General features: G+C 70.8%; 19 protein-coding genes and 1 tRNA gene. 10 read left to right on the top strand and 10 right to left on the bottom strand.

Annotated features, from left to right (window positions below; genetic code table 11):
• Positions 1-456: 456 nt before the first annotated feature.
• Positions 457-1995, top strand: coding sequence for an alpha/beta fold hydrolase (locus tag AB0H21_RS17415; RefSeq protein ID WP_358517293.1), 1539 nt, complete (start codon positions 457-459; stop codon positions 1993-1995).
• Between the two features lie 138 nt (positions 1996-2133).
• Here AB0H21_RS17415 and AB0H21_RS17410 read toward each other — a convergent pair.
• Positions 2134-2210: transfer RNA gene (locus AB0H21_RS17410), tRNA-Pro, on the bottom strand.
• Between the two features lie 100 nt (positions 2211-2310).
• Positions 2311-3216: a metallophosphoesterase gene (locus AB0H21_RS17405; protein WP_358517291.1), complete on the bottom strand. Its 906-nt coding sequence runs from the start codon at positions 3214-3216 to the stop codon at positions 2311-2313.
• Positions 3217-3481: 265 nt separating this feature from the next.
• Here AB0H21_RS17405 and AB0H21_RS17400 point away from each other — a divergent pair, with 265 nt between their 5' ends.
• Positions 3482-3937: a GatB/YqeY domain-containing protein gene (locus AB0H21_RS17400; RefSeq protein WP_358517289.1), complete on the top strand. Its 456-nt coding sequence runs from the start codon at positions 3482-3484 to the stop codon at positions 3935-3937.
• Positions 3938-4163: 226 nt separating this feature from the next.
• Here AB0H21_RS17400 and AB0H21_RS17395 read toward each other — a convergent pair whose 3' ends face one another.
• On the bottom strand, positions 4164-6470 hold the full coding sequence (locus tag AB0H21_RS17395) for a transglycosylase domain-containing protein (protein WP_358517288.1): 2307 nt from the start codon (positions 6468-6470) through the stop codon (positions 4164-4166).
• A 269-nt stretch (positions 6471-6739) separates the two neighbouring features.
• Between AB0H21_RS17395 and AB0H21_RS17390 the strand changes: the two genes are divergently transcribed.
• Positions 6740-7036 carry a WhiB family transcriptional regulator gene (locus AB0H21_RS17390; protein ID WP_358517286.1) on the top strand — a complete coding sequence of 99 codons (297 nt, stop codon included), beginning with the start codon at positions 6740-6742 and terminating at the stop codon, positions 7034-7036.
• A gap of 154 nt (positions 7037-7190) precedes the next feature.
• Here AB0H21_RS17390 and AB0H21_RS17385 read toward each other — a convergent pair whose 3' ends face one another.
• Positions 7191-8291: an ArsA family ATPase gene (locus AB0H21_RS17385; protein ID WP_358517321.1), complete on the bottom strand. Its 1101-nt coding sequence runs from the start codon at positions 8289-8291 to the stop codon at positions 7191-7193.
• Positions 8292-8472: 181 nt separating this feature from the next.
• Positions 8473-9477: an ArsA-related P-loop ATPase gene (locus tag AB0H21_RS17380; protein WP_358517284.1), complete on the bottom strand. Its 1005-nt coding sequence runs from the start codon at positions 9475-9477 to the stop codon at positions 8473-8475.
• Between the two features lie 223 nt (positions 9478-9700).
• Here AB0H21_RS17380 and AB0H21_RS17375 point away from each other — a divergent pair, with 223 nt between their 5' ends.
• From AB0H21_RS17375 to AB0H21_RS17360, 4 genes are all read left to right on the top strand, one after another.
• Positions 9701-9856 carry a DUF4177 domain-containing protein gene (locus tag AB0H21_RS17375; protein WP_358517282.1) on the top strand — a complete coding sequence of 52 codons (156 nt, stop codon included), beginning with the start codon at positions 9701-9703 and terminating at the stop codon, positions 9854-9856.
• On the top strand, positions 9853-10314 hold the full coding sequence (locus tag AB0H21_RS17370) for a RidA family protein (RefSeq protein ID WP_358517280.1): 462 nt from the start codon (positions 9853-9855) through the stop codon (positions 10312-10314). Before AB0H21_RS17375 ends, AB0H21_RS17370 begins: the two co-directional genes overlap by 4 nt.
• Before the next feature lie 70 nt (positions 10315-10384).
• A complete protein-coding gene (locus AB0H21_RS17365; RefSeq protein WP_358517278.1) occupies positions 10385-11203 on the top strand; it encodes an NUDIX hydrolase in 819 nt (272 codons plus the stop codon).
• On the top strand, positions 11200-11997 hold the full coding sequence (locus tag AB0H21_RS17360; protein ID WP_358517277.1) for an MBL fold metallo-hydrolase: 798 nt from the start codon (positions 11200-11202) through the stop codon (positions 11995-11997). The genes AB0H21_RS17365 and AB0H21_RS17360 overlap by 4 nt, the downstream gene beginning before the upstream one ends.
• Positions 11998-12014: 17 nt before the next feature.
• Here AB0H21_RS17360 and AB0H21_RS17355 read toward each other — a convergent pair whose 3' ends face one another.
• On the bottom strand, positions 12015-12662 hold the full coding sequence (locus AB0H21_RS17355) for a Crp/Fnr family transcriptional regulator (RefSeq protein WP_358517319.1): 648 nt from the start codon (positions 12660-12662) through the stop codon (positions 12015-12017).
• Between the two features lie 225 nt (positions 12663-12887).
• Here AB0H21_RS17355 and nth point away from each other — a divergent pair, with 225 nt between their 5' ends.
• A complete protein-coding gene (gene nth, locus AB0H21_RS17350) occupies positions 12888-13544 on the top strand; it encodes an endonuclease III (RefSeq protein WP_358517317.1) in 657 nt (218 codons plus the stop codon).
• Between the two features lie 110 nt (positions 13545-13654).
• Positions 13655-14302: a CoA pyrophosphatase gene (locus tag AB0H21_RS17345; RefSeq protein WP_358517275.1), complete on the top strand. Its 648-nt coding sequence runs from the start codon at positions 13655-13657 to the stop codon at positions 14300-14302.
• A gap of 65 nt (positions 14303-14367) precedes the next feature.
• Here AB0H21_RS17345 and AB0H21_RS17340 read toward each other — a convergent pair whose 3' ends face one another.
• Positions 14368-15006 (bottom strand): HEAT repeat domain-containing protein, encoded by a 639-nt coding sequence (locus AB0H21_RS17340; protein WP_358517273.1) that lies wholly within the window; start codon positions 15004-15006, stop codon positions 14368-14370.
• 62 nt (positions 15007-15068) lie between these two features.
• Between AB0H21_RS17340 and AB0H21_RS17335 the strand changes: the two genes are divergently transcribed.
• Positions 15069-16259, top strand: coding sequence for a MarP family serine protease (locus AB0H21_RS17335; protein ID WP_358517271.1), 1191 nt, complete (start codon positions 15069-15071; stop codon positions 16257-16259).
• A 117-nt stretch (positions 16260-16376) separates the two neighbouring features.
• On the opposite strand, the gene AB0H21_RS17330 is transcribed toward AB0H21_RS17335, so the two are convergent.
• The 3 genes from AB0H21_RS17330 to AB0H21_RS17320 are packed head-to-tail and all read right to left on the bottom strand — an operon-like array spanning position 16377 to position 18321.
• The gene (locus AB0H21_RS17330; RefSeq protein ID WP_358517269.1) at positions 16377-16898 is read right to left on the bottom strand and encodes a DUF309 domain-containing protein; all 522 of its coding nucleotides are present in this window, start codon (positions 16896-16898) and stop codon (positions 16377-16379) included.
• The gene (locus tag AB0H21_RS17325; protein ID WP_358517267.1) at positions 16895-17821 is read right to left on the bottom strand and encodes an alpha/beta hydrolase; all 927 of its coding nucleotides are present in this window, start codon (positions 17819-17821) and stop codon (positions 16895-16897) included. Before AB0H21_RS17325 ends, AB0H21_RS17330 begins: the two co-directional genes overlap by 4 nt.
• A 5-nt stretch (positions 17822-17826) precedes the next feature.
• Entirely contained in the window at positions 17827-18321 is a 495-nt protein-coding gene (locus AB0H21_RS17320) for a phage holin family protein (RefSeq protein ID WP_358517265.1), read from the bottom strand.
• Positions 18322-18425: the final 104 nt, after the last annotated feature.

Genomic DNA, 18425 nt, shown 5'->3' with positions numbered 1-18425 from the left:
CTCACATCCCGGCAAAGAAACGCCAGGTCCCGGCCTTCCCTGGCAGAGGCCGCCATGCTCAGATGGCGGTCTTGCGCCCGCGCAGCAGTCCTCGCACCCGCAGGAAGGCCAGGTGATCCTCCTGCCCTGTGCCGATGGCCGACCTGCCCAGGCCACAGGCGTCGGCCGCGCTTGCCCAGGGAGCCCGCGATCAGGTCGACCATGTGACCGATCGTGGCCACGTCAGACCGGGTGTAATCCTCGCCGACAGGTAGACCGCAGAGGCGCGCGCATGATCGGCCCGGCCGATACGTCGGCACCATGTCCGGCGGCCCGATTCCCTGGCCGGGGTGGCACCTGGGTATGAGGGCTCTTCGATCTTGAGGGCGAAGTATGAACTCGATCTCATACTCGAGCCGGATGGTCTTGTTCGGAAACGTGATCCAAGATCGGGATTCCCCGATGATTGGACCTGTTATGCGAAGACCTGTCCTGACGTTCGCCCTTTTACTCTCGCTCGTCCTCCCCCTGCTCCCCATAGTCCCGGCCAGTGCCGCGGCACAGAGCACCATCTCGTGGGCCCCATGCCAGGAGGACGCCACCGTCGAGTGCGGCACGCTGACCGTCCCCGTCGACTGGAACAAGCCCGGCGGGCAGACGTTCGAGCTGGCGCTCGCGCGGCGCAAGGCCACCGATCCCGCGGCCAGGATCGGCTCGCTGGTGATCAATCCCGGCGGGCCCGGCGGATCCGGCGTGGACGCCGTGCTGAACGGCTGGCTCGGCTTCACCCCGGAGATCACGAGCCGCTTCGACGTCGTCGGGTTCGACCCGCGCGGCGTGGCGCGCAGCCACCCGATCCTGTGCTCGCTCGAACTGGCCGGCCAGGCGCCCGATCCGTTCTCGCTGAAGAGCCAGGCCGACTTCGACGCGCTGCTGGCATTCAACAAGCGCTACCGGCAGGACTGCAGGAGCCGCACGGGCCCGCTGTTCGACCAGGTGCACACCGGCAACGTGATCCGCGACCTCGACGCCCTGCGGGCCGCGCTGGGCGACGACAAGCTCAGCTACTACGGCGTCTCGTACGGCACGCTCATCGGCCAGCAGTACGCCGAGCGCTACCCGAGCCGGGTCCGCGCCCTGGCACTCGACAGCAACATGGACCACAGCCTCGGCACCACGGCGTTCCTGGATACCGAGGCCCAGACCGTCCAGGACTCCTTCGACGAGTTCGTCGCCTGGTGTGACAGGACGGCCTCGTGCGCGCTGCACGGCAGGGGCATCCGGGCGCTCTGGAAGGAACTGCTCGCCCGCGCGGACCGGGGCGAGCTGCACCTGCCAGACGAGCCCGAGATCACCCTGACCAAGTCGGGGCTGATCGGGCAGGCGTTCGGCGCGTTCTACGGCCCGGCGTACAAGGAGCTGGCCGAGTTCCTGGTCGCGCTGGAGAGCGGCGCCCAGACGGCGCGGGCGATCCTCACGCCCGCGCCGGCTCAGGAAGAGGTCGAAGACGCCAGCCAGGTCTTCTGCCAGGACTACCTGCTGCCCATCCGCGACTACCGCGAATATGCGCGCATGCTGCGCAGGTCGGCGGCGATCGCGCCGGACATGCTGGTCAGCTCGGCGGGGCACGTAGCGGCGGCCGCCTGCCTGGGCACGCCTGGTCCGATCCCCAACCCGCAGCACCGTCTGAACGTCTCCGGCACGCCCACGCTGCTCCTCGGCAACGCGGTGCACGACCCCGCCACGGCCTACCCGTGGGCGGTCAACGCGGCGCGGCAGATCGGGCGCGAGGCCAGGCTGCTCACCTACGAGGGGTGGGGGCACGGGATCTACGGCCGTGGCGAGTGCCCGACCGCCGCGTTCGACAACTACCTGGTCTCCCTCACCGTGCCAGGTAAGGGCGCGCGGTGCCCGGCCATGCCACCTGCGGAGCTGAGCACCCTGAGCACCCTGCGTGCCCGCCCGCTTCCCGGCCCTGTGCCAGGCCTTCCCGGCTGGGTACCCACGGCCCGCTGAACCATCTGATCCGGCTTCGCGGGGACTCCCCGCGAAGCCGGGTCAGGCACAGGGGTTCAAACCACTAACGCCACGCTAACGAACGACCAAGGGCCTGATCACTGTCTCCAGCGATCAGGCCCTTGACCTGCAACTACATGGTCGGGGTGGCGGGATTTGAACCCACGGCCTCTTCGTCCCGAACGAAGCGCGCTGCCAAGCTGCGCTACACCCCGGTGCACTCGCGTCGTGCTTTGCTCGTGCTCGCATGAGTCTAGCGGACTTTGGGGGTGCTCGCGTCCCCCCGAGAGCGCGGATCGGGGTGGGGTTCCGGGGTCAGCGGCGGGTGGGGCGCCGGGGGACCAGGGTGAGCAGGGTGGCCTCCGGAGGGCAGGAGAAGCGGGCGGGGGCGAAGGGCGAGGTGCCGAGGCCGGCGGAGACGTGGAGCCACGCGGACTCGTGCCGGTGCAAACCCTTCACGCGGGCGCGGTCGATGCCGCAGTTGGTCACCAGAGCCCCGTAGAAGGGGATGCAGAGCTGGCCGCCGTGGGTGTGCCCGGCGAGCAGGAGCTGGTAGCCGTCGGCCGCGAAACGCGACATGTTGCTCGGCTCGGGGGAGTGCATGACGCCCAGGCGAAGATCGGCGTCGGCGGGGGCCGGGCCGGCGATCTCGTCGTAGCGGTCGCGGTTGATGTGCGAGTCGTGGATGCCGCCCACGAAGACGTCGAGGTCGCCCGCCTTGACCCGGGCGGTGGTGTTGTTCATGTCCAGCCAGCCCGCGGCCGTCATGGCGGCGCCCAGCTCCGTCCACGGCAGGTCGGGGATGTGGCGGCGCTTGTCGCTCTTGGACGAGCGCCACAGGTAGCGGGCGGGGTTCTTGAAGCGGGGCGAGTACAGGTCGTTGGACCCGTAGACGAACAGGCCCGGGCGGGACAGGAGCGGCTCGACCGCGCGCATGTAGGCGGGGATCGCGTCGGGGTGGGAGAGGGTGTCGCCGGTGTTCACCACGAGGTCGGGTTCGAGCGCGTCCAGGGAGCGGACCCAGTTGATCAGGCGGGTGCGCCCCGGTGTGAGATGCAGATCGGAGATCTGCAGGATGCGGACCGGCCGCTGCCCCGGCTCCAGCACCGGTACGTCGAAGCGGCGCAGCCGGAACCAGTTGCGCTCGATGATCGACGCGTAGCCGAGCCCGGCGGCGCCGAGACCGAGCAGGGACAGGGGTATCGCGGCAGCTTTCCTCACCCCTTCATCATGCCCGAGGGGACGTCTCGTCGCCTCCCGCCCCCGAAGCGAAGGCCCAGCAGGAGCTCCGGCTTCCCCCGCCGGGCATACGTCCGCGCGTGGACCTCCCGGCGGACTACGGCGACCGCTCGGCCGTGGACGAGCGGACCCTCACCACCGTCTTCGGCACCCCGATGCGCCGCAGGCGCGGGACCTCTGGGACATGGCGGCGTGGTGCGGGGAAATGCGGGCGAGAGTGCCGCGTGGACACGGCAAGATGGTGACCATGAGTGCTTTGAAGGACAAGCTGAAGGCCGACCTCACGACGTCGATGAAGGCGCGGGACGAGGTGCGGACGCGGACGCTGCGCATGGCCCTGGCGGCCGTCAGCACCGAGGAGGTCGCCGGCGCGGAGGCGCGCGAGCTCTCGGACGACGAGGTCGTCAAGGTGCTGACCAAGGAGGCCAAGAAGCGGCGCGAGGCGTCCGAGGCCTTCGCCGGCGCGGGCCGCGACGAGCAGGCCCAGGCGGAGCGGGACGAGCAGGCCGTCCTGGAGGGGTACCTGCCCGCGCAGCTCAGTGACGAGGAGCTCGACCGGCTCGTCCAGGAGGCCATCGCCGAGAGCGGCGCCGAGGGGCCGAAGGCGATGGGTCAGGTGATGAAGGTGCTCAACCCCAAGGTCGCCGGACGGGCCGAGGGCGGCAGGGTCGCCCAGGCCGTGCGCGCCCGCCTCGCAGGCTGAGATCGAACGGGCCGAGGCCGAACGGGTCGAGGCCGAGGTGAGTACGGACTGAGAGCCGCGCTGAGGCCGACGTGAGGGCCGTCCGCTTCCTGGGGCGGCCTCGTGGGAGCGCCGCGCTTCCCCGGGCAATGGCCGACCGCGGAGAGAGATCGTCCACTGACGACCGCGCGGCCGCCGTCCGGAGAGCGGCGGCCGCGGGCGGCTCAGATCCTGGTGGCCGGGTGGTTCAGTTCCTGGTGGTCGGGGTGATGACGGCCGGCACCGGGAACACGCCGGTGGCGCCGCCGTCCTGAGGGCCGCCGTTGAACCGGCCGTTGCCGTTGCCGTTGCCGTGGCCATTGCCGTTGCCATTGCCGTTGCCATTGCCGTTGCCGTCCGGCACCTGGAACGGGTCGCCGTTGTTGCCGCCGTCGCGGATCGGGTCCTTCTTCTGCGGCTTGGGCGCGCAGCCTCCGCTGCACCCGCCGAACTGGCTCATGTCCGGCGGCGTGAAGGACGTCGCCTCGATGTCCTTGAGGGCGTTGATGAACGTTTCCTTCCAGATGCGCCCGGAGATCGTCGCACCGAAGACCTCGCCGTAGAAATGGCCGCCGATGCGGATGTTGCGCAGCGGGTGGGTGTACGAGCCGCGGGGGTCGCCGAGGCTGACGGCGCCGGCGAGGTCCGGGGTGTATCCGGCGAACCAGGCGGTCATGGAGCCGTCCGTCGTTCCGGTCTTGCCCGCCGCGTCCCGGCCGATGCCGCCGACGCCGCTCATCGTGCCCTTGGTGAACACCCCGGACAGGATGCCGCTGACGGCGTCCGCGACCTTCTCGTCGAGCGCCTGCTTGCAGGTCGGCTTGAACGGGGTCGTCTTGCCGTAGCGGTCGCTGATCGAGGTGATCGCCATCGGCTTGCAGTAGTTGCCCCGGGAGGCGAACGTGGCGTACGCGGCGGCCACCGTCACCGGGTCCATCTCGTTCACGCCGAGGGTGAAGGTCTCGACCTCGCGCAGCTTGCCGCCGTCGGCGCGCTTGATGCCGAGGTCCTTGGCGGTCCTGACGACGTCGCACAGGCCGACCTTCTGCTCCAGACTGAGGAAGAAGGTGTTGACCGAGCCCCAGGTGCCGGTCTGCAGGGTCTTGAACCCGCCGCCGCCCTCGGAGGAGTTGTGCGCGACGTGGCTGGGGTCGCCGACGTTCTCGCCCTTGCAGTTCTTGAAGTCGCTGTAGCCGCTCGCCTGGAAGCTGCTGCCGGAGTTGATGCCGTCCTCGTAGTGCATCCCCTCCTTCAGCGCCGTGGCCAGCGTGAACGCCTTGAACGTCGACCCGGCCTGGAAGCCGGAGCCGCCGCCGTGCGCGACGTCGGCCACCAGGTTGTAGTTGGACTCGTTCTTCTTCTTGCTGGTGCCGAACTCGCGGCTCGCGGCCATGGCCTTGATGGCGCCGGTGCCGGGCTCGATGAGCGCCTCGGCGGCGACCGGCTTGTCGGAGGCGTTGACGAACTTCTTGATCGCCTTGTCCGCGGCCTTCTGCATCTTGGTGTCGAGCGTGGTCTTGATGACCAGGCCGCCGCGGTTGAGGAACTCCCTGCGCGCCTTCTCGGTCTTGCCGAACTGGCGGTCGTTGAGGATCTCGTGCTGGACGTACAGGCAGAAGTACGGGTAGTTGCTCTGCTCGCAGCCGCCGGGGATCGCGACGTCCTTGTAGGTGAACTTCTTGGCCTTGGCCTCGGCGGCCTGCTCCTTGGTGATCTTCCCGAGCTCGGCCATGCGGTCCAGCACGACGTTGCGCCGGGAGAGCAGGGCGGCGCGGTGCTGCCTGCCGAGGTTGGGGTCGGTCGCGTTGGGGTTCTGGACGGCGCCGGCGAGCGTGGCCGCCTCTTCGAGGTTCAGCTCGGCGGCGGGCTTGTCGAAGAACCGCTTGGACGCCGCCTGGATGCCGTACGAGCTGGCGCCGAAGTAGGCGATGTTGAGGTAGCGCTCGAGGATCTGGTCCTTGGTGTACTTCTCCTCGACGGCCATCGCGTACCGCAGCTCGTTCAGCTTGCGGGAGACGGTGGGGGCGATGGCGGCCGCCTTCTCCTCGTCCGTCTCGGCCTTGTTGAAGATCACCTGCTTGACGTACTGCTGGGTGATGGACGAACCGCCCTGCGCCACGCCGCCGGATTTGAAGTTCGTCATCAGGGCGCGCGCGGAGCCTTCGAGGTCGAGCGCGCCGTGCTCGTAGAAGCGATAGTCCTCGATGGAGATGATCGCGGTGCGCATGATCGGCGCCACCTTGTCCAGGGGCACCGATTCGCGGTTCTGATAGTAGAACTGCGCGATCCGTTTGCCCTTGGAGTCGAGGATCTCCGTCTTCTCGGGAAGCGGAGGCTCTTTGAGATCTTCGGGCTTGAGGTTGAGCGCGTCAGTCGTGCCCTTCACCCCCATGCCCGCGCCGCCCACGGCGGGCAGTGCGATGGCGGCGGCCAGCACCCCCGCGGCCACGGCGGCTCCGATGAGCCGCAGCAGGTTGACGAACACCGACCCCTGGGCTTTGCCTCTCGCTTGCACGAGTCCAAGGGTATGCCGAAGTACTGGCTCAATAGGTACCCAAAGTCCATTTCGCATTGACTCGCGCACTACCCGCGGAGGGGATGACTAGTCATTCTCGGCCACATGGCCTGACATGACCATGTGGGAAATTGACCCGCCCGGGGTCTGTCGGTCCGAACGTCTGGTTGCGTACGTTCTCCTCTGCGGCAACTGAATAAGGAGGCTCGACGCCCGCGCCCGTCGGCCGCCAAGTGACGACTGACCACCTATAGGGGAGTGGGGTCGAAATGTGGATCACGGATTGGACCTCCCGTGCCGCCTGTCGAGGTGCGGATCCTGACGCGTTGTTCGTGCAGGGTGCCGCGCAGAACAGGGCGAAGCTCATCTGCCGAGGATGCCCGGTCCGTACGGAGTGCCTCGCGGACGCGCTGGACAACCGGATCGAGTTCGGTGTCTGGGGCGGAATGACCGAGCGAGAGCGCCGCGCGCTGCTCAGGCGGCGACCGGAAGTCACCTCCTGGCGCGACCTTCTCGAGGTCGCCAAGGAGGAGTACGAGCGATCCAACGAGCTGATCGCCGGCTGAGTTCAGGAGCGCCCGGCACCGTCGCCCAGCGCTCCACGACATGACGGAGGGGCCGATCGCCGGCCCCTCGATGGCGTCACCGGGTCCGAGTCCCTTCACCGACTTCCGGCCCGACGACCACGTCGGTCGTCGAGGCCGTCCGGGGTTCCTGTGCTCAGGAGGACAGCAGTTCGCCGATCTCCCGCAGACCGGCGAGATCGTGGACGTCCTCCGGCATCGCGGGTACCTCGGAGATCGGCACGGTGGGGTGGGCCGATGTGAAGTGTTCTCGTTCCCGGTGTTCGCGCGCCGCGAGCTGCATCCGACCGGCGTGCAGCCGCAGCACGGCGGCGGTCAGCTCGTGTTCGCCACGCGCTTCGAGATCTTCGGCGGCGGCCGCACTGCGCGCGGCCGAGAGGGCCGGAGCCGGAGACCGATGCACGCGATTGATCACCAGGCCCGCCAGCGGCATGCGCTCTTCGGCGAGCCGTTCCACGAAGTACGACGCTTCGCGCATCGCGTCCCGCTCCGGGGCGGCGACGACCACGAACGCCGTGCCGGGCGCCTGCAGCAGCTGGTACGTCTGCTCGGCGCGTTGCCGGAAACCGCCGAACACGGCGTCCAGCCCGGCGACGAACGTCTGGATGTCCTTGAGGAACTGGGCGCCGAGGATCTTCGTCAGCACCCCCGCCACCAGGCCGAATCCGGCGTTGAGCAGCTTGAACGCGCTGCGCCCTCCGGCCTTGGCCGGGGCCATCAGGATGCGGATCAGCCGCCCGTCCAGGAACCGGCCGAGCCGTTCCGGGGCGTCCAGGAAGTCCAGCGCCGACCGCGACGGCGGCGTGTCGACGATGATCAGGTCCCATTCGTCCGAGCGGCGGAGCTGGCCGAGCTTCTCCATGGCCATGTACTCCTGCGTCCCGGTGAAGCTGGACGACAGCGACTGGTAGAACGGGTTCGTCAGGATCTGCCGGGCGCGCTCCGGGTCGGCGTGCGACTCGATGATCTCGTCGAACGTCCGCTTCATGTCGAGCATCATCGCGTGCAGCTCGCCCGGCCCTTTGACGCCGGCGACCAGGCGCGGGGTGTTGTCCAGCTCGGTCAGCCCCATGGACTGCGCGAGACGGCGGGCCGGGTCGACGGTGAGCACGACGACGCGGCGTCCCCGTTCGGCCGCCCGCAGCCCGAGCGCGGCGGCCGTGGTGGTCTTCCCCACGCCGCCCGAGCCGCAGCACACCACGATGCGGGTGCCGGGGTCGTCGAGGATGGCGTCCATGTCGAGCACGGGCGACACCCGGCGGCCGGCGGCCCTGGCGGCGGAATGAGCGGGCGCGGTCGAGGTCATGTCGGGGACGTCCTCCGGTGGGGGCTGTGCTGATCACACGACGGGCACGGCCGCCGGGCGGCCGGACGCGGGGGCGCCGGGGTCCTCAGAGGCGGCCGGGTGGCCGGGCCGCTCACGCCGCCCCCTGCGCGCGGATGGCCTGGGCCAGCTCGTGGAGGCCGGCCGGGTCGGAGCCGTCGGCCAGCAGCGGCAGCTCGTAGCGCGGGACCTTGGCCTTGGCGAGCGACCGCCGCTCGCGCCGCTCCAGCGAGGTGCGCCGGGCGTGCTCGCGGATCTCGGCGGCGAGGGACTCGGCGATCGCCGACGCGTCCGCGGTGCCGTCGGCGAGGCCGGCGGCCTTGAGCCCGAGCGCGAGCTCCCCGGGGTCGAAGGCGTTCTTCATGGCGGCGTCGAGCGCCGTCTTGGGCAGCAGCTCGGGCCGCACCATGTTGATGAAGACGCCGCCGACCGGCAGGTTGGCGGCGCGCAGGCTCTCGATGCCGTCCAGCGTCTCCTGGACGGGCATCTCCTCCAGGAGCGTGACGAAGTGGACGGCGGTCTCCGGCGAGGCCACGACACCCCGTACCAGGTCGGCGTGGTTCTTGACCGGGCCGATGCGGGCCAGCCCGGCGACCTCCGAGGTCACGTTGAGGAACCGGGTGATCCTGCCCGTGGGCGGCGCGTCCATGACGACCGCGTCGTACACCCGCTTGCCGGACTTGTCGCGACGACGTACGGCTTCGCTGGTCTTGCCGGTGACGAGAACGTCGCGCAGGCCGGGGGCGATGGTGGTCGCGAAGTCGATCAGGCCGATCTTGTTGAGCGCCTTGCCCGCGCGGCGCATGCCGTAGAACATCTCGACGTATTCGAGCATCGCCTCTTCGGGGTCGATCACGAGCGCGTAGACGTCCCCGCCGCCGGGCGCCACGGCGATCTTGCGCTCCTCGTACGGAAGGGGGGCGGTGTCGAAGACCTGGGCGATGCCCTGCCGGCCCTCGACCTCGACGAGCAGCACCTTACGGCCGCCCGCGGCAAGGGCGAGGGCGAGGGCGGCGGCCACCGTGGTCTTGCCGGTGCCGCCCTTGCCGGTCACGACGTGAAGCCGTACGCCGTCCCAGTCGATGTCGCGAGCACTCACCTTCCGAAGGCTACCCAACGGTCACTTGGCGATTCGCCCTTCCCCGCCTCATGGACACCCGTTCGACGCCTTCCGCGGGCCGGAAACGCCGACGCGGGCGGGCTCCGGCGGGAGCATTGATCGTTCGCAGAACGTCACGCGAAGCGCGGCGCCGAGACGCAGGTGGCGACTGGGACGGATGGGCCCGCCACCCCACCCCGCCGGGTCCGTCTACAGTGCCACCATGAAGCGTTTCGAATACGCCACGGTCCCTCTGCTGACCCATGCCACCAAGCAGATCCTCGACAACTGGGGACAGGACGGCTGGGAGCTCGTCACCGTCATTCCCGGCCCGAACCCCGAGCAACTCGTCGCCTACATGAAGCGGGAGAAGCAGTGAGCACGCCCGAGGAGCGGCTCGCCGAGCTCGGCCTGACGCTGCCGCAGGTCGTCCCGCCGCTGGCCGCGTACGTGCCCGTCGTGCGCACCGGGAACTACGTGTACACCTCCGGCCAGCTCCCCATGGTCGACGGCAAGCTCGGCGTCACCGGCAAGGTGGGCGCCGAGGTCGACCCCGAGGTGGCCAAGGAGCAGGCCCGCATCTGCGCGCTGAACGCCCTGGCGGCGGTCGCGTCGGTGGCCGGCGGCCTGTCGAACATCGTGCGCGTGGTCAAGGTGGTCGGGTTCGTGGCGAGCGCGCCTGATTTCACCGGCCAGCCGGGCGTCATCAACGGTGCCAGCGAGCTGCTCGGCGAGGTGCTGGGGGAGGCGGGGCGCCACGCGCGCAGCGCCGTCGGCGTCGCCGTCCTGCCGCTGGACGCCCCCGTCGAGGTGGAGCTCATCGCCGAGGTCGGATGATCCGTGTCACCATGGTCCGGTCGAGCTCCGGCCGGCTGGATCACGTGGAGGTGGCATGGAAGGCGTCCCGATGTCCAGAGAGACGGGCCTTCGCGCGCGGGCGGTCCTGGCCGGCGAGATCAGCCCCGCGCCGGTCCGGGACGCCGCGACCGTCGTGCTCCTGCGACCCGCGCGCGCCGGCGTCGAGGTCTACATGCTCAGGCGCGCGACGAGCATGGACTTCGCCGCCGGCGCGTACGTCTTTCCGGGCGGCTCGGTCGACCCGCGCGACGCCGACCAGAGCGTTGCCTGGGCGGGCCCGGCCCCCGAGACCTGGGGCCGCGTGTTCGGGGCGGACGCCGCCACCGCGCGCGGCCTGGTCTGCGCGGCCGTGCGCGAGACGTTCGAGGAGTCCGGGGTGCTACTCGCCGGGCCGAGCCCGGATACCGTCGTCGCCGACACCACCGGGGACGACTGGGAGGCCGACCGCGAGGCCCTGATCGAGCGGCGGCTGTCGCTGGCCGAGTTCCTGAACAAGCGCGGCCTGGTGCTCCGGGCCGACCTGCTCCGCCCATGGGGGCACTGGATCACGCCGGACGTCGAGCACAAGCGGTTCGACACGCGGTTCTTCGTGGCCGCGATGCCGCCCGGCCAGCGCACGCGCGACGTGGGCGGCGAGGCCGACGAGGTGGCGTGGCTGAGCCCCGATGGGGCGCTGCGCCGGGCGCGGGACGGGGAGATCCGGCTCATGCTCCCGACGATCCGCACACTCACCGAGTTTTCGGTGTTCGCGGATGTTCCGTCCGTCCTCGCCTGCGACCGCGAGATCGTCACCATCCAGCCCCGCGTCGCCGAAGTGGAGGGCGAGATGTGGCTGGTCATGCCCGACGGTCATGATGGGGTGTTATGAGCGGTCTGCGAATCCCCCTCGACGGCCCGGACGGCTCCGGTACCACGCGTGCGACCAACCTGCTCGCGCCCAACGCCTCGCCGATGACGCTGGACGGCACGAACACCTGGGTGATCGGCGAGCCGGACGCGCCGTCCGTCCTGGTCGTGGACCCGGGCCCCGACGACGAAGGGCACCTTCGCCGCGTGGCCGACCACCTGGACGGCCGTCGCGTCAAGGCGATCCTGCTCAGCCACGGGCATTCCGACCACAGCGGCGGGGCCAAGCGGTTCGCCGAGATGGCGGGCGCGCCGGTGCGGGCGCTTGACCCCGCGCACGTGCTCGGCGGCGAGGGGCTGGGGGACGGCGACGTGGTGTCGGGCGGCGGCGTGGAGCTGCGGGTCGTCGGCACGCCGGGCCACTCGTTCGACTCGCTGTGCTTCTATCTGCCGGGCGACGAGGCGATGCTGACCGGGGACACGATCCTCGGCCGGGGCACGACGATGATCGCCCCCGACGGCGACCTGGCCGACTACCTGCGCAGCCTGGACCGCCTGCGGGCCGGCGCCGAGATCATGTCCGCCAAGGTCCTGCTGCCGGGGCACGGCCCGGTGCTGCCCGAGCCGATCGCGGCGCTGGACTCCTACATCGCGCACCGGCGCGGCCGTCTGGAGCAGATCAGGCGGGCACGGCGGGAGGGCGCGCGGACGCCGGCCGAGATCGTCGACATCGTCTACGCCGGCCTGGAGGACGGGCTGCGTCCGGCGGCCGAGATGTCGGTGCGCGCGCAGATCGCGTACCTCGACGGGCTATAGCCCGTGAACGGCCGCCGCTAGCGGGAGCGGGCGTAGAGGCGGTCGGCGTCCATGATGACCACCGCCTTGGCCTCGATGCGCAGCCAGCCGCGCTGGGCGAAGTCGGCGAGCGCCTTGTTCACGGTCTCGCGCGAGGCGCCGACGTACTGCGCCAGTTCCTCCTGGGTGAGGTCGTGATGGACCCGCAGCCCCTCGTCGGTGCGCTGGCCGAAGCGCTCGGCCAGGTCGAGCAGCGCCTTGCCCACACGGCCGGGCACGTCGGTGAACACCAGGTCGGCCATGACGTCGTTGGTGCGCCGCAACCGCTGGGCGAGGGCCCGCAGCAGGTGCAGGGCGACCTCGGGGCGTCCGGTGAGCCAGGGGCGCAGGTCGTCGTGTCCTAATCCGGCCAGCCGGACGTCCGTCAGGGCGATGGCGCTGGCCGTGCGGGGACGGGGATCGAACAGCGACAACTCGCCGAACATCTCTCCTGGCCCGAGCACGCTCAGCAGGTTCTCGCGCCCGTCAGGGGCGGTGCGGATGAGCTTGATCTTGCCGTCCAGGACCACGTACAGCCTGTCGCCGGTCTCCCCCTCGCTGAACAGCGTCTGGCCCTTGTGGAGCTCTACCTCCGAGATGCCCGTACGCAGCGCGGCCGCCCCCTCGCGGTCGAGCGCGGAGAACAAAGGGGCCTTATGCAGCACGTCGTCGGTATTCACGGTGCCCTCCTCGTTCCGGTGTCGCGCCCACACGACTGCGCGCCACGCTTGGGGATCGCAGCGCTGCTAGACATTGTGACGTACCGCATCAGGGAACTCTCAGGGAGCCCATCCGCGTAGGCTGTCGGGGTGCCACGCAAAGTGACCTCCGCTGGGGAGTCCCGGCTCGCCCTGGTGCGCCGAGCTCGGCGAATGCTCCGAATCCTGGCGGAAACGTACCCAGACGCGCACTGTGAGCTCGACTTCGGCAACCCGCTAGAGCTGCTGGTCGCGACGATCCTCTCCGCGCAGTGTACGGACAAAAGGGTCAATCTGGTTACTCCAATACTTTTTGCCAAATATCGGACGGTAGTTGACTATGCCGGCGCCGACCGCGCGGAGCTGGAAGAGATCATCCGCTCCACCGGCTTCTTCCGGGCCAAGGCCAACAGCATCATCGGCATGGCGCAGGCCATCTGCGAGCACCACGGCGGCGAGGTGCCCGGCAAGCTCAAGGACCTGGTCACGCTGCCCGGCGTCGGCAGGAAGACCGCCAACGTCGTCCTCGGCAACGCCTTCGACGTGCCCGGCATCACCGTGGACACCCACTTCCAGCGCCTCACCCGCCGCTTCGGCTGGACGACCGAGACCGACCCCGTCAAGATCGAGCACGCCGTGGGGGAGCTGATCCCCAAGAGCCAGTGGACCATGATGTCCCACTACCTGATCTGGCACGGCCGCCGCGTCTGTCACGCGCGCCGGCCCGCCTGCGGGGCGTGCCCCCTCGCGAACCTCTGCCCGTCGTACGGCGAAGGCCCCACGGACGCGGCGCAGGCCGCCAAGCTCGTCCGGCCCGGGCCGTTCTCCTAGATCTTCGGAAACCGGCCTATTCCGGCCTATTCCGGCCTATTCCGGACGCTGGGCGGCCCTCGGGGAAGTAGCCGGATGGCGCCGATGTTGCTCCCCGCAGGAGGTAAGGCATGAGTTCTCCCGTCCCCGGCTGGTTGACCGACCTCGCGTCGACCGCCGTCGACCGCCCCGTCCCCGTCCCCTTACGTCCCCCCGCCGACGGCGGGCGCGCCGCGGCCGTCCTGCTGCTGTTCGGTGAGTCGGCCGACGGGCCCGACGTCCTGCTGATCCAGCGCAGCGCCCGGGGTCGCAACCACGCCGGGCAGCCCGCCTTCCCCGGCGGCGGCGTGGACCCCGGCGACGGCGGGCCGGTGGGGGCGGCGCTGCGCGAGGCCGCCGAGGAGACCGGCCTCGACCCGACCGGCGTCCACGTCGTCGGCGTGCTGCCCGAGCTGTACGTCCTGCGCAGCGACAACAGGGTGACGCCCGTGCTGGGCTGGTGGCACACGCCCTGCGCCGTGCACGCGGCCTCGCCCGACGAGGTCGACGCCGTGGCCCGCGTGCCGATCTCCGAGCTGGCCGACCCCGAGAACCGGCTGCGCCTGCGCCTTCCCGGCGGCTGGGCCGGCCCGGCGTTCCGGGTGCGCGGCATGCTCGTCTGGGGCTTCACGGCCGGCATCCTGGACGACATGCTGGCCCTCACCGGCTTCGAGCGGCCCTGGGACGCGCGCAGGGTGGAGGAACTCCCGCCGGAGGTTCTCCGGCTGGCCGGCCGCTAGAGCCGGCCGGGCCCTACGGGATGACCGCCCGCCAGAGCCGGCCCGGCGGGGACGATCGGCCCGCCCTACGGGAGGATCAGGCCGAGCGCCGCCCAGTCGGCGACGTCGTCGTCCGGATCTCTGGCCAGGCGCCGCAGCGCCGCCAGCCCCGCCGGGTCCGGCGGGCGCCCGAGGACGTGCGACAGCGCGTACGCCGCGCCATACCGCACGGTCGGATCCGGGTGCGTCGCCAGGTCGATCACCGACGGCAGCGCCCGCTGGTCGCGCAGGTGGCCGAACGCGATCAGGACCGCGTGCAGCACCCGCACATCGTCCTCGCAGGCCGCGAGATAGCGCAGCACGGACAGGGTCTTGTCGATGAACGGCCGCTGCGGCGCGCCCAGCTCGCCCAGGATGTCCACCCCGAGCACCCTCTCGGCGCGGGAGTCGCTCGCGCAGAGCCGCCTGGCCTCGGTGAAGGTCTCCAGGTCGCCCCGGGTGTGCAGGACGGCCACGGCCTTCCAGCGGACCGGGCCGTCCGGGTCCTCGTCGGCGAGCGCGATGGCGATCAGCTCGGCGACGGTGCGCGAGGTCAGCGTGTGGAGGGTGTCGGCGTTCACGACCGGGCGGTGCGCGCCGGCGCCCCCGTGGGACGGGGAGGCGCGGGTGCCCGTGCCGGGGTGTTCGTCCGTGCGGCCCTCGCTCGATCCCCCGATCGATACCATGCCGCCAACGATATCGAGCCAAGGCGTGCACGGCGTGTGGCCGCGCTGGATACCGTTGAAGCGTGAGCGGCGATCTCCTCGACTTCATCCTGATTGTTCTCGTGATTGCCTTTGCCGTGTCCGGCTACCGGCAGGGGTTCATCATCGGGGCGTTCAGCTTCATGGGCTTCGTCGGGGGCGGCTTCCTCGGGGTGCTCATCGCGCCGCCGATCGCCCACGCGGTGGTCGGCGCCCCCACCGACCAGGCGCTGCTCGCGATCGTCATCGTGTTCCTCGCCGCCGTCATCGGTCAGTTCGCCTTCTCGACCATCGGTGCCGTCGTCCGCAGCCACGTCACCTGGGAGCCCGCGCGGACGGTGGACGCGCTCGGCGGCACGTTCACCAGCGCGCTGTCGGTCCTGGTGATCGCCTGGCTGATCGGCTCCCTGCTCTCGGTGGCCCCCTTTCCATGGCTGCGCCAGCAGACCAACGGCTCGCTGCTGCTGCAGACCGTCGACTCGGCCATGCCCCAGACGGCCAAGGACTGGCGGCTCTCGTTCAAGAAGTTCGTCGACACCTCGGAGTTCCCGCAGGTGTTCAACGCCATCGGCAACGGCGGCATCATCGACGTCCCGCCGCCCGACGCCAGCGTGGTCAAGGGGGCCGGGCTGCAGCGCGCCCGGCGGGGCATCGTCAAGGTCCAGGGCACCGCGCCCGCCTGCCGCAAGCGCATCGAGGGCACCGGCTTCGTCTACGCGCCGCACCACATCATGACGAACGCCCACGTCGTGGCCGGGGTCACCCAGGACCTTCGGGTCACCGACTACAACCGCGCCGGGCACGACGCCCAGGTCGTGCTGTACAACCCCGACCGGGACATCGCCGTGCTCTACGTCCCCGACCTGGACGTGGCCCCGCTGAAGTTCGACTACACGCCCGAGGACCAGGGCAGCGCGATCATCGCCGGGTTCCCCAAGGGCAAGGGCTTCACCACCGAGCCGGCCCGGCTGCGCGGCACGCAGAACGCCACGGCCGCGGACATCTACTCGCGCAAGACCGTCACCCGCCAGGTCTACGCCATCCGGGGGCTGGTGCAGCAGGGCAACTCCGGCGGGCCGCTGCTCACGCCCACCGGCCAGGTGTACGGCGTGATCTTCGCGGCGGCCACCGACCAGCCCGACACCGGGTACGCGCTCACGGCCAACGAGGTGCGCTCCGACGCCGACCAGGGCAGCGGCGCCGTCGCCCGGGTCGACACCCAGGACTGCGACTAGCCCGCTCGCGTCACCCCTGAGCAGGGCCGCGAACCGGCCCGCCCGTGTTCAGGACCGCGAACCGGCCCGCCCGTGTTCAGGACCGCGAACCGGCTCGCTCGTGTCCAGGGCCGCGGACTAGCTCGCGCCCGCCCTGAGCAGGTCCGCGACCCGCGCGATGGCGGTGGCGGGGTCGGCCGGCGGGTGCGCGGCCAGGTCCCCGGCCACGTGGATCACCTCGGGGAGGTTCACGGGCGGCCGTCCGGCGACGTACTCGGCGGTCCTGGCGGCTCCCCGGGCGAGCAGCGTGGACGCTCCACGGGCGTTGCCCCGCTGCAGATGCGTCAGGCCCACGCAGATCTGGGCGAGCCCCTGCCAAAGCGGACGTTCAGGCGCCGGGCCGGTCTTCCACCGCGCCTCCAGCACCTCGTGCGCGTGGAACGGGCGCCCCTGGTCGAGGTAACCGGCGGCGTCGGCCAGAGCCTGGCCCGCGCTCGGCGCGTAGTCGTCCGGCACGCGCTCGACGCCGGGCGCCCCCCTGGGCAGAGGACGGCCCAGCGCGTCCCTGGGCCGGGCGCTGCGGGGTCGCCCGAGGGGATCCCTGTCCCGTCCCTGTCGCCCGTCCACGGCCCCTCCCAGGTCGTTCTGCGGCCTGCTCACCGGTCCGGCTCCGGGTCACGGAGCCAGTTCAGGAGCTCCTCGTCGAACTGCTCGGGCCGCTCCTCGTGCGGGAAGTGCCCGGCCCCCTCGATCAGCCGCCAGCGGTACGGCGCGGCGACGTACCTGCTGGACCCCTGCGCCGTCCGGGGCAGCGTGCACGTGTCGAGCGCGCCGTGCACCTGCAACGTCGGCATCTCCAGCTCGGCGCGCATGAGCTTGCGGTAGCGCCTGCCGTCCGGGCGGATCTGCGAGCGCATGAACCAGCGGTGGTACTCAAGGGCGCAGTGGGCCACGGTCGGGATGCGGAAGACGTCCTGGTATGTGCGTGAGACGTCCTCCTGCGGCCACTCCGGGCCCGACCACGCCTCCAGCATCCGTCCCACGCGGGCGGCGCCGTTCTTGGTCAGCCGCCGCTCGGGAAGCAGGGGAAGTTGGAACCCCAACAGGTGGCCGCTGGCCTTGAGCTGCCCGAACGGCTCGGTGAGCATGGCCTGCCGCAGCCGCAGCGGGTGCGGGGCCGACACCGTGACCAGGCGGCGCACGACCTTCGGGTCCATCGCCGCCATCGTCCAGGCCACCAGCCCGCCCCAGTCGTGTCCGATCACGATCGCGCACGTCTCGCCCAGCGCGCGGACGAGGCCCGCGATGTTGCCCGCGATCGTCGGGAGGTCGTACCCGCGGGGCGGCTTGTCGCTGGCGCCGTACCCGCGCAGGTCCACCGCGACCGCGCGGTACCCCGCCTCGGGGAGCGACACGAGCTGGCGCCGCCAGGTCCACCAGAACTGGGGGAAACCGTGCAGCAGCAGCACCAGCGGGCCCTCGCCCGCCTCGGCGATGTGGAACATGCCGTTGCCCGCGTGCACGGAACGGTGCGTCCAGGGCCCGGGGATGCGGGCCAGCGACTCGTCGGGACGGGTGACCATGGGAGTCACACCCGCGGGCTCGGGTGCCCGGGGTCGTTCCCGCCGGCCACGGGCAGGTGGTGGTCGCCGGTGGACGGCCGCGGCGCGCGCCCGTTGACGGCGGCGGCCTCGCCGCCCTCCAGGTCGACGACGTCCTTCAGGTTCTTCAGGCTGCGCGTCGTGCGCTTCATGCCAGTGAGACCCTTCAGACGGCGGTATCCGACATATCCCAGTAGGAGCGCCACGATCAGGTAGAAGGCCGTCACGATCGTGAACGCCAGCCACTGCATCATGCCGAGCTGCACCAGCCCGTAGGCGATCGCGAAGGACGCGAGGATCAGGCACAGGTGCAGCATGAACGCCGCCACGCCGAAGAGCCCCGCGGCCGTGCCGACGCGCTTCGCGTCGAACTTGAGCTCCGACTTCGCCAGCTCGATCTCGGCGCGGACCAGCGTGGATATGTGGTTGCTCGCCTGGGCGACGAGGGCGCCGAGAGATTCCTCCTCGGGCGGTGCGGCCATGTTCGCTCTCCTATCGGATCTTCGGACACATCCATCCTGCGTGATGTCGCCTATCGTCGCGCTTCCCGGCCCGGCGGACGACCATCACGCGAGGCGCCACGTGC

Origin of the sequence: Sphaerisporangium sp. NPDC051011 (assembly GCF_040653595.1) — a bacterium.
GTDB lineage: Bacteria > Actinomycetota > Actinomycetes > Streptosporangiales > Streptosporangiaceae > Sphaerisporangium.
The sequence above is the reverse complement of the archived record's forward strand: the minus strand, read 5'-3'. Positions and strand labels throughout refer to the sequence as shown.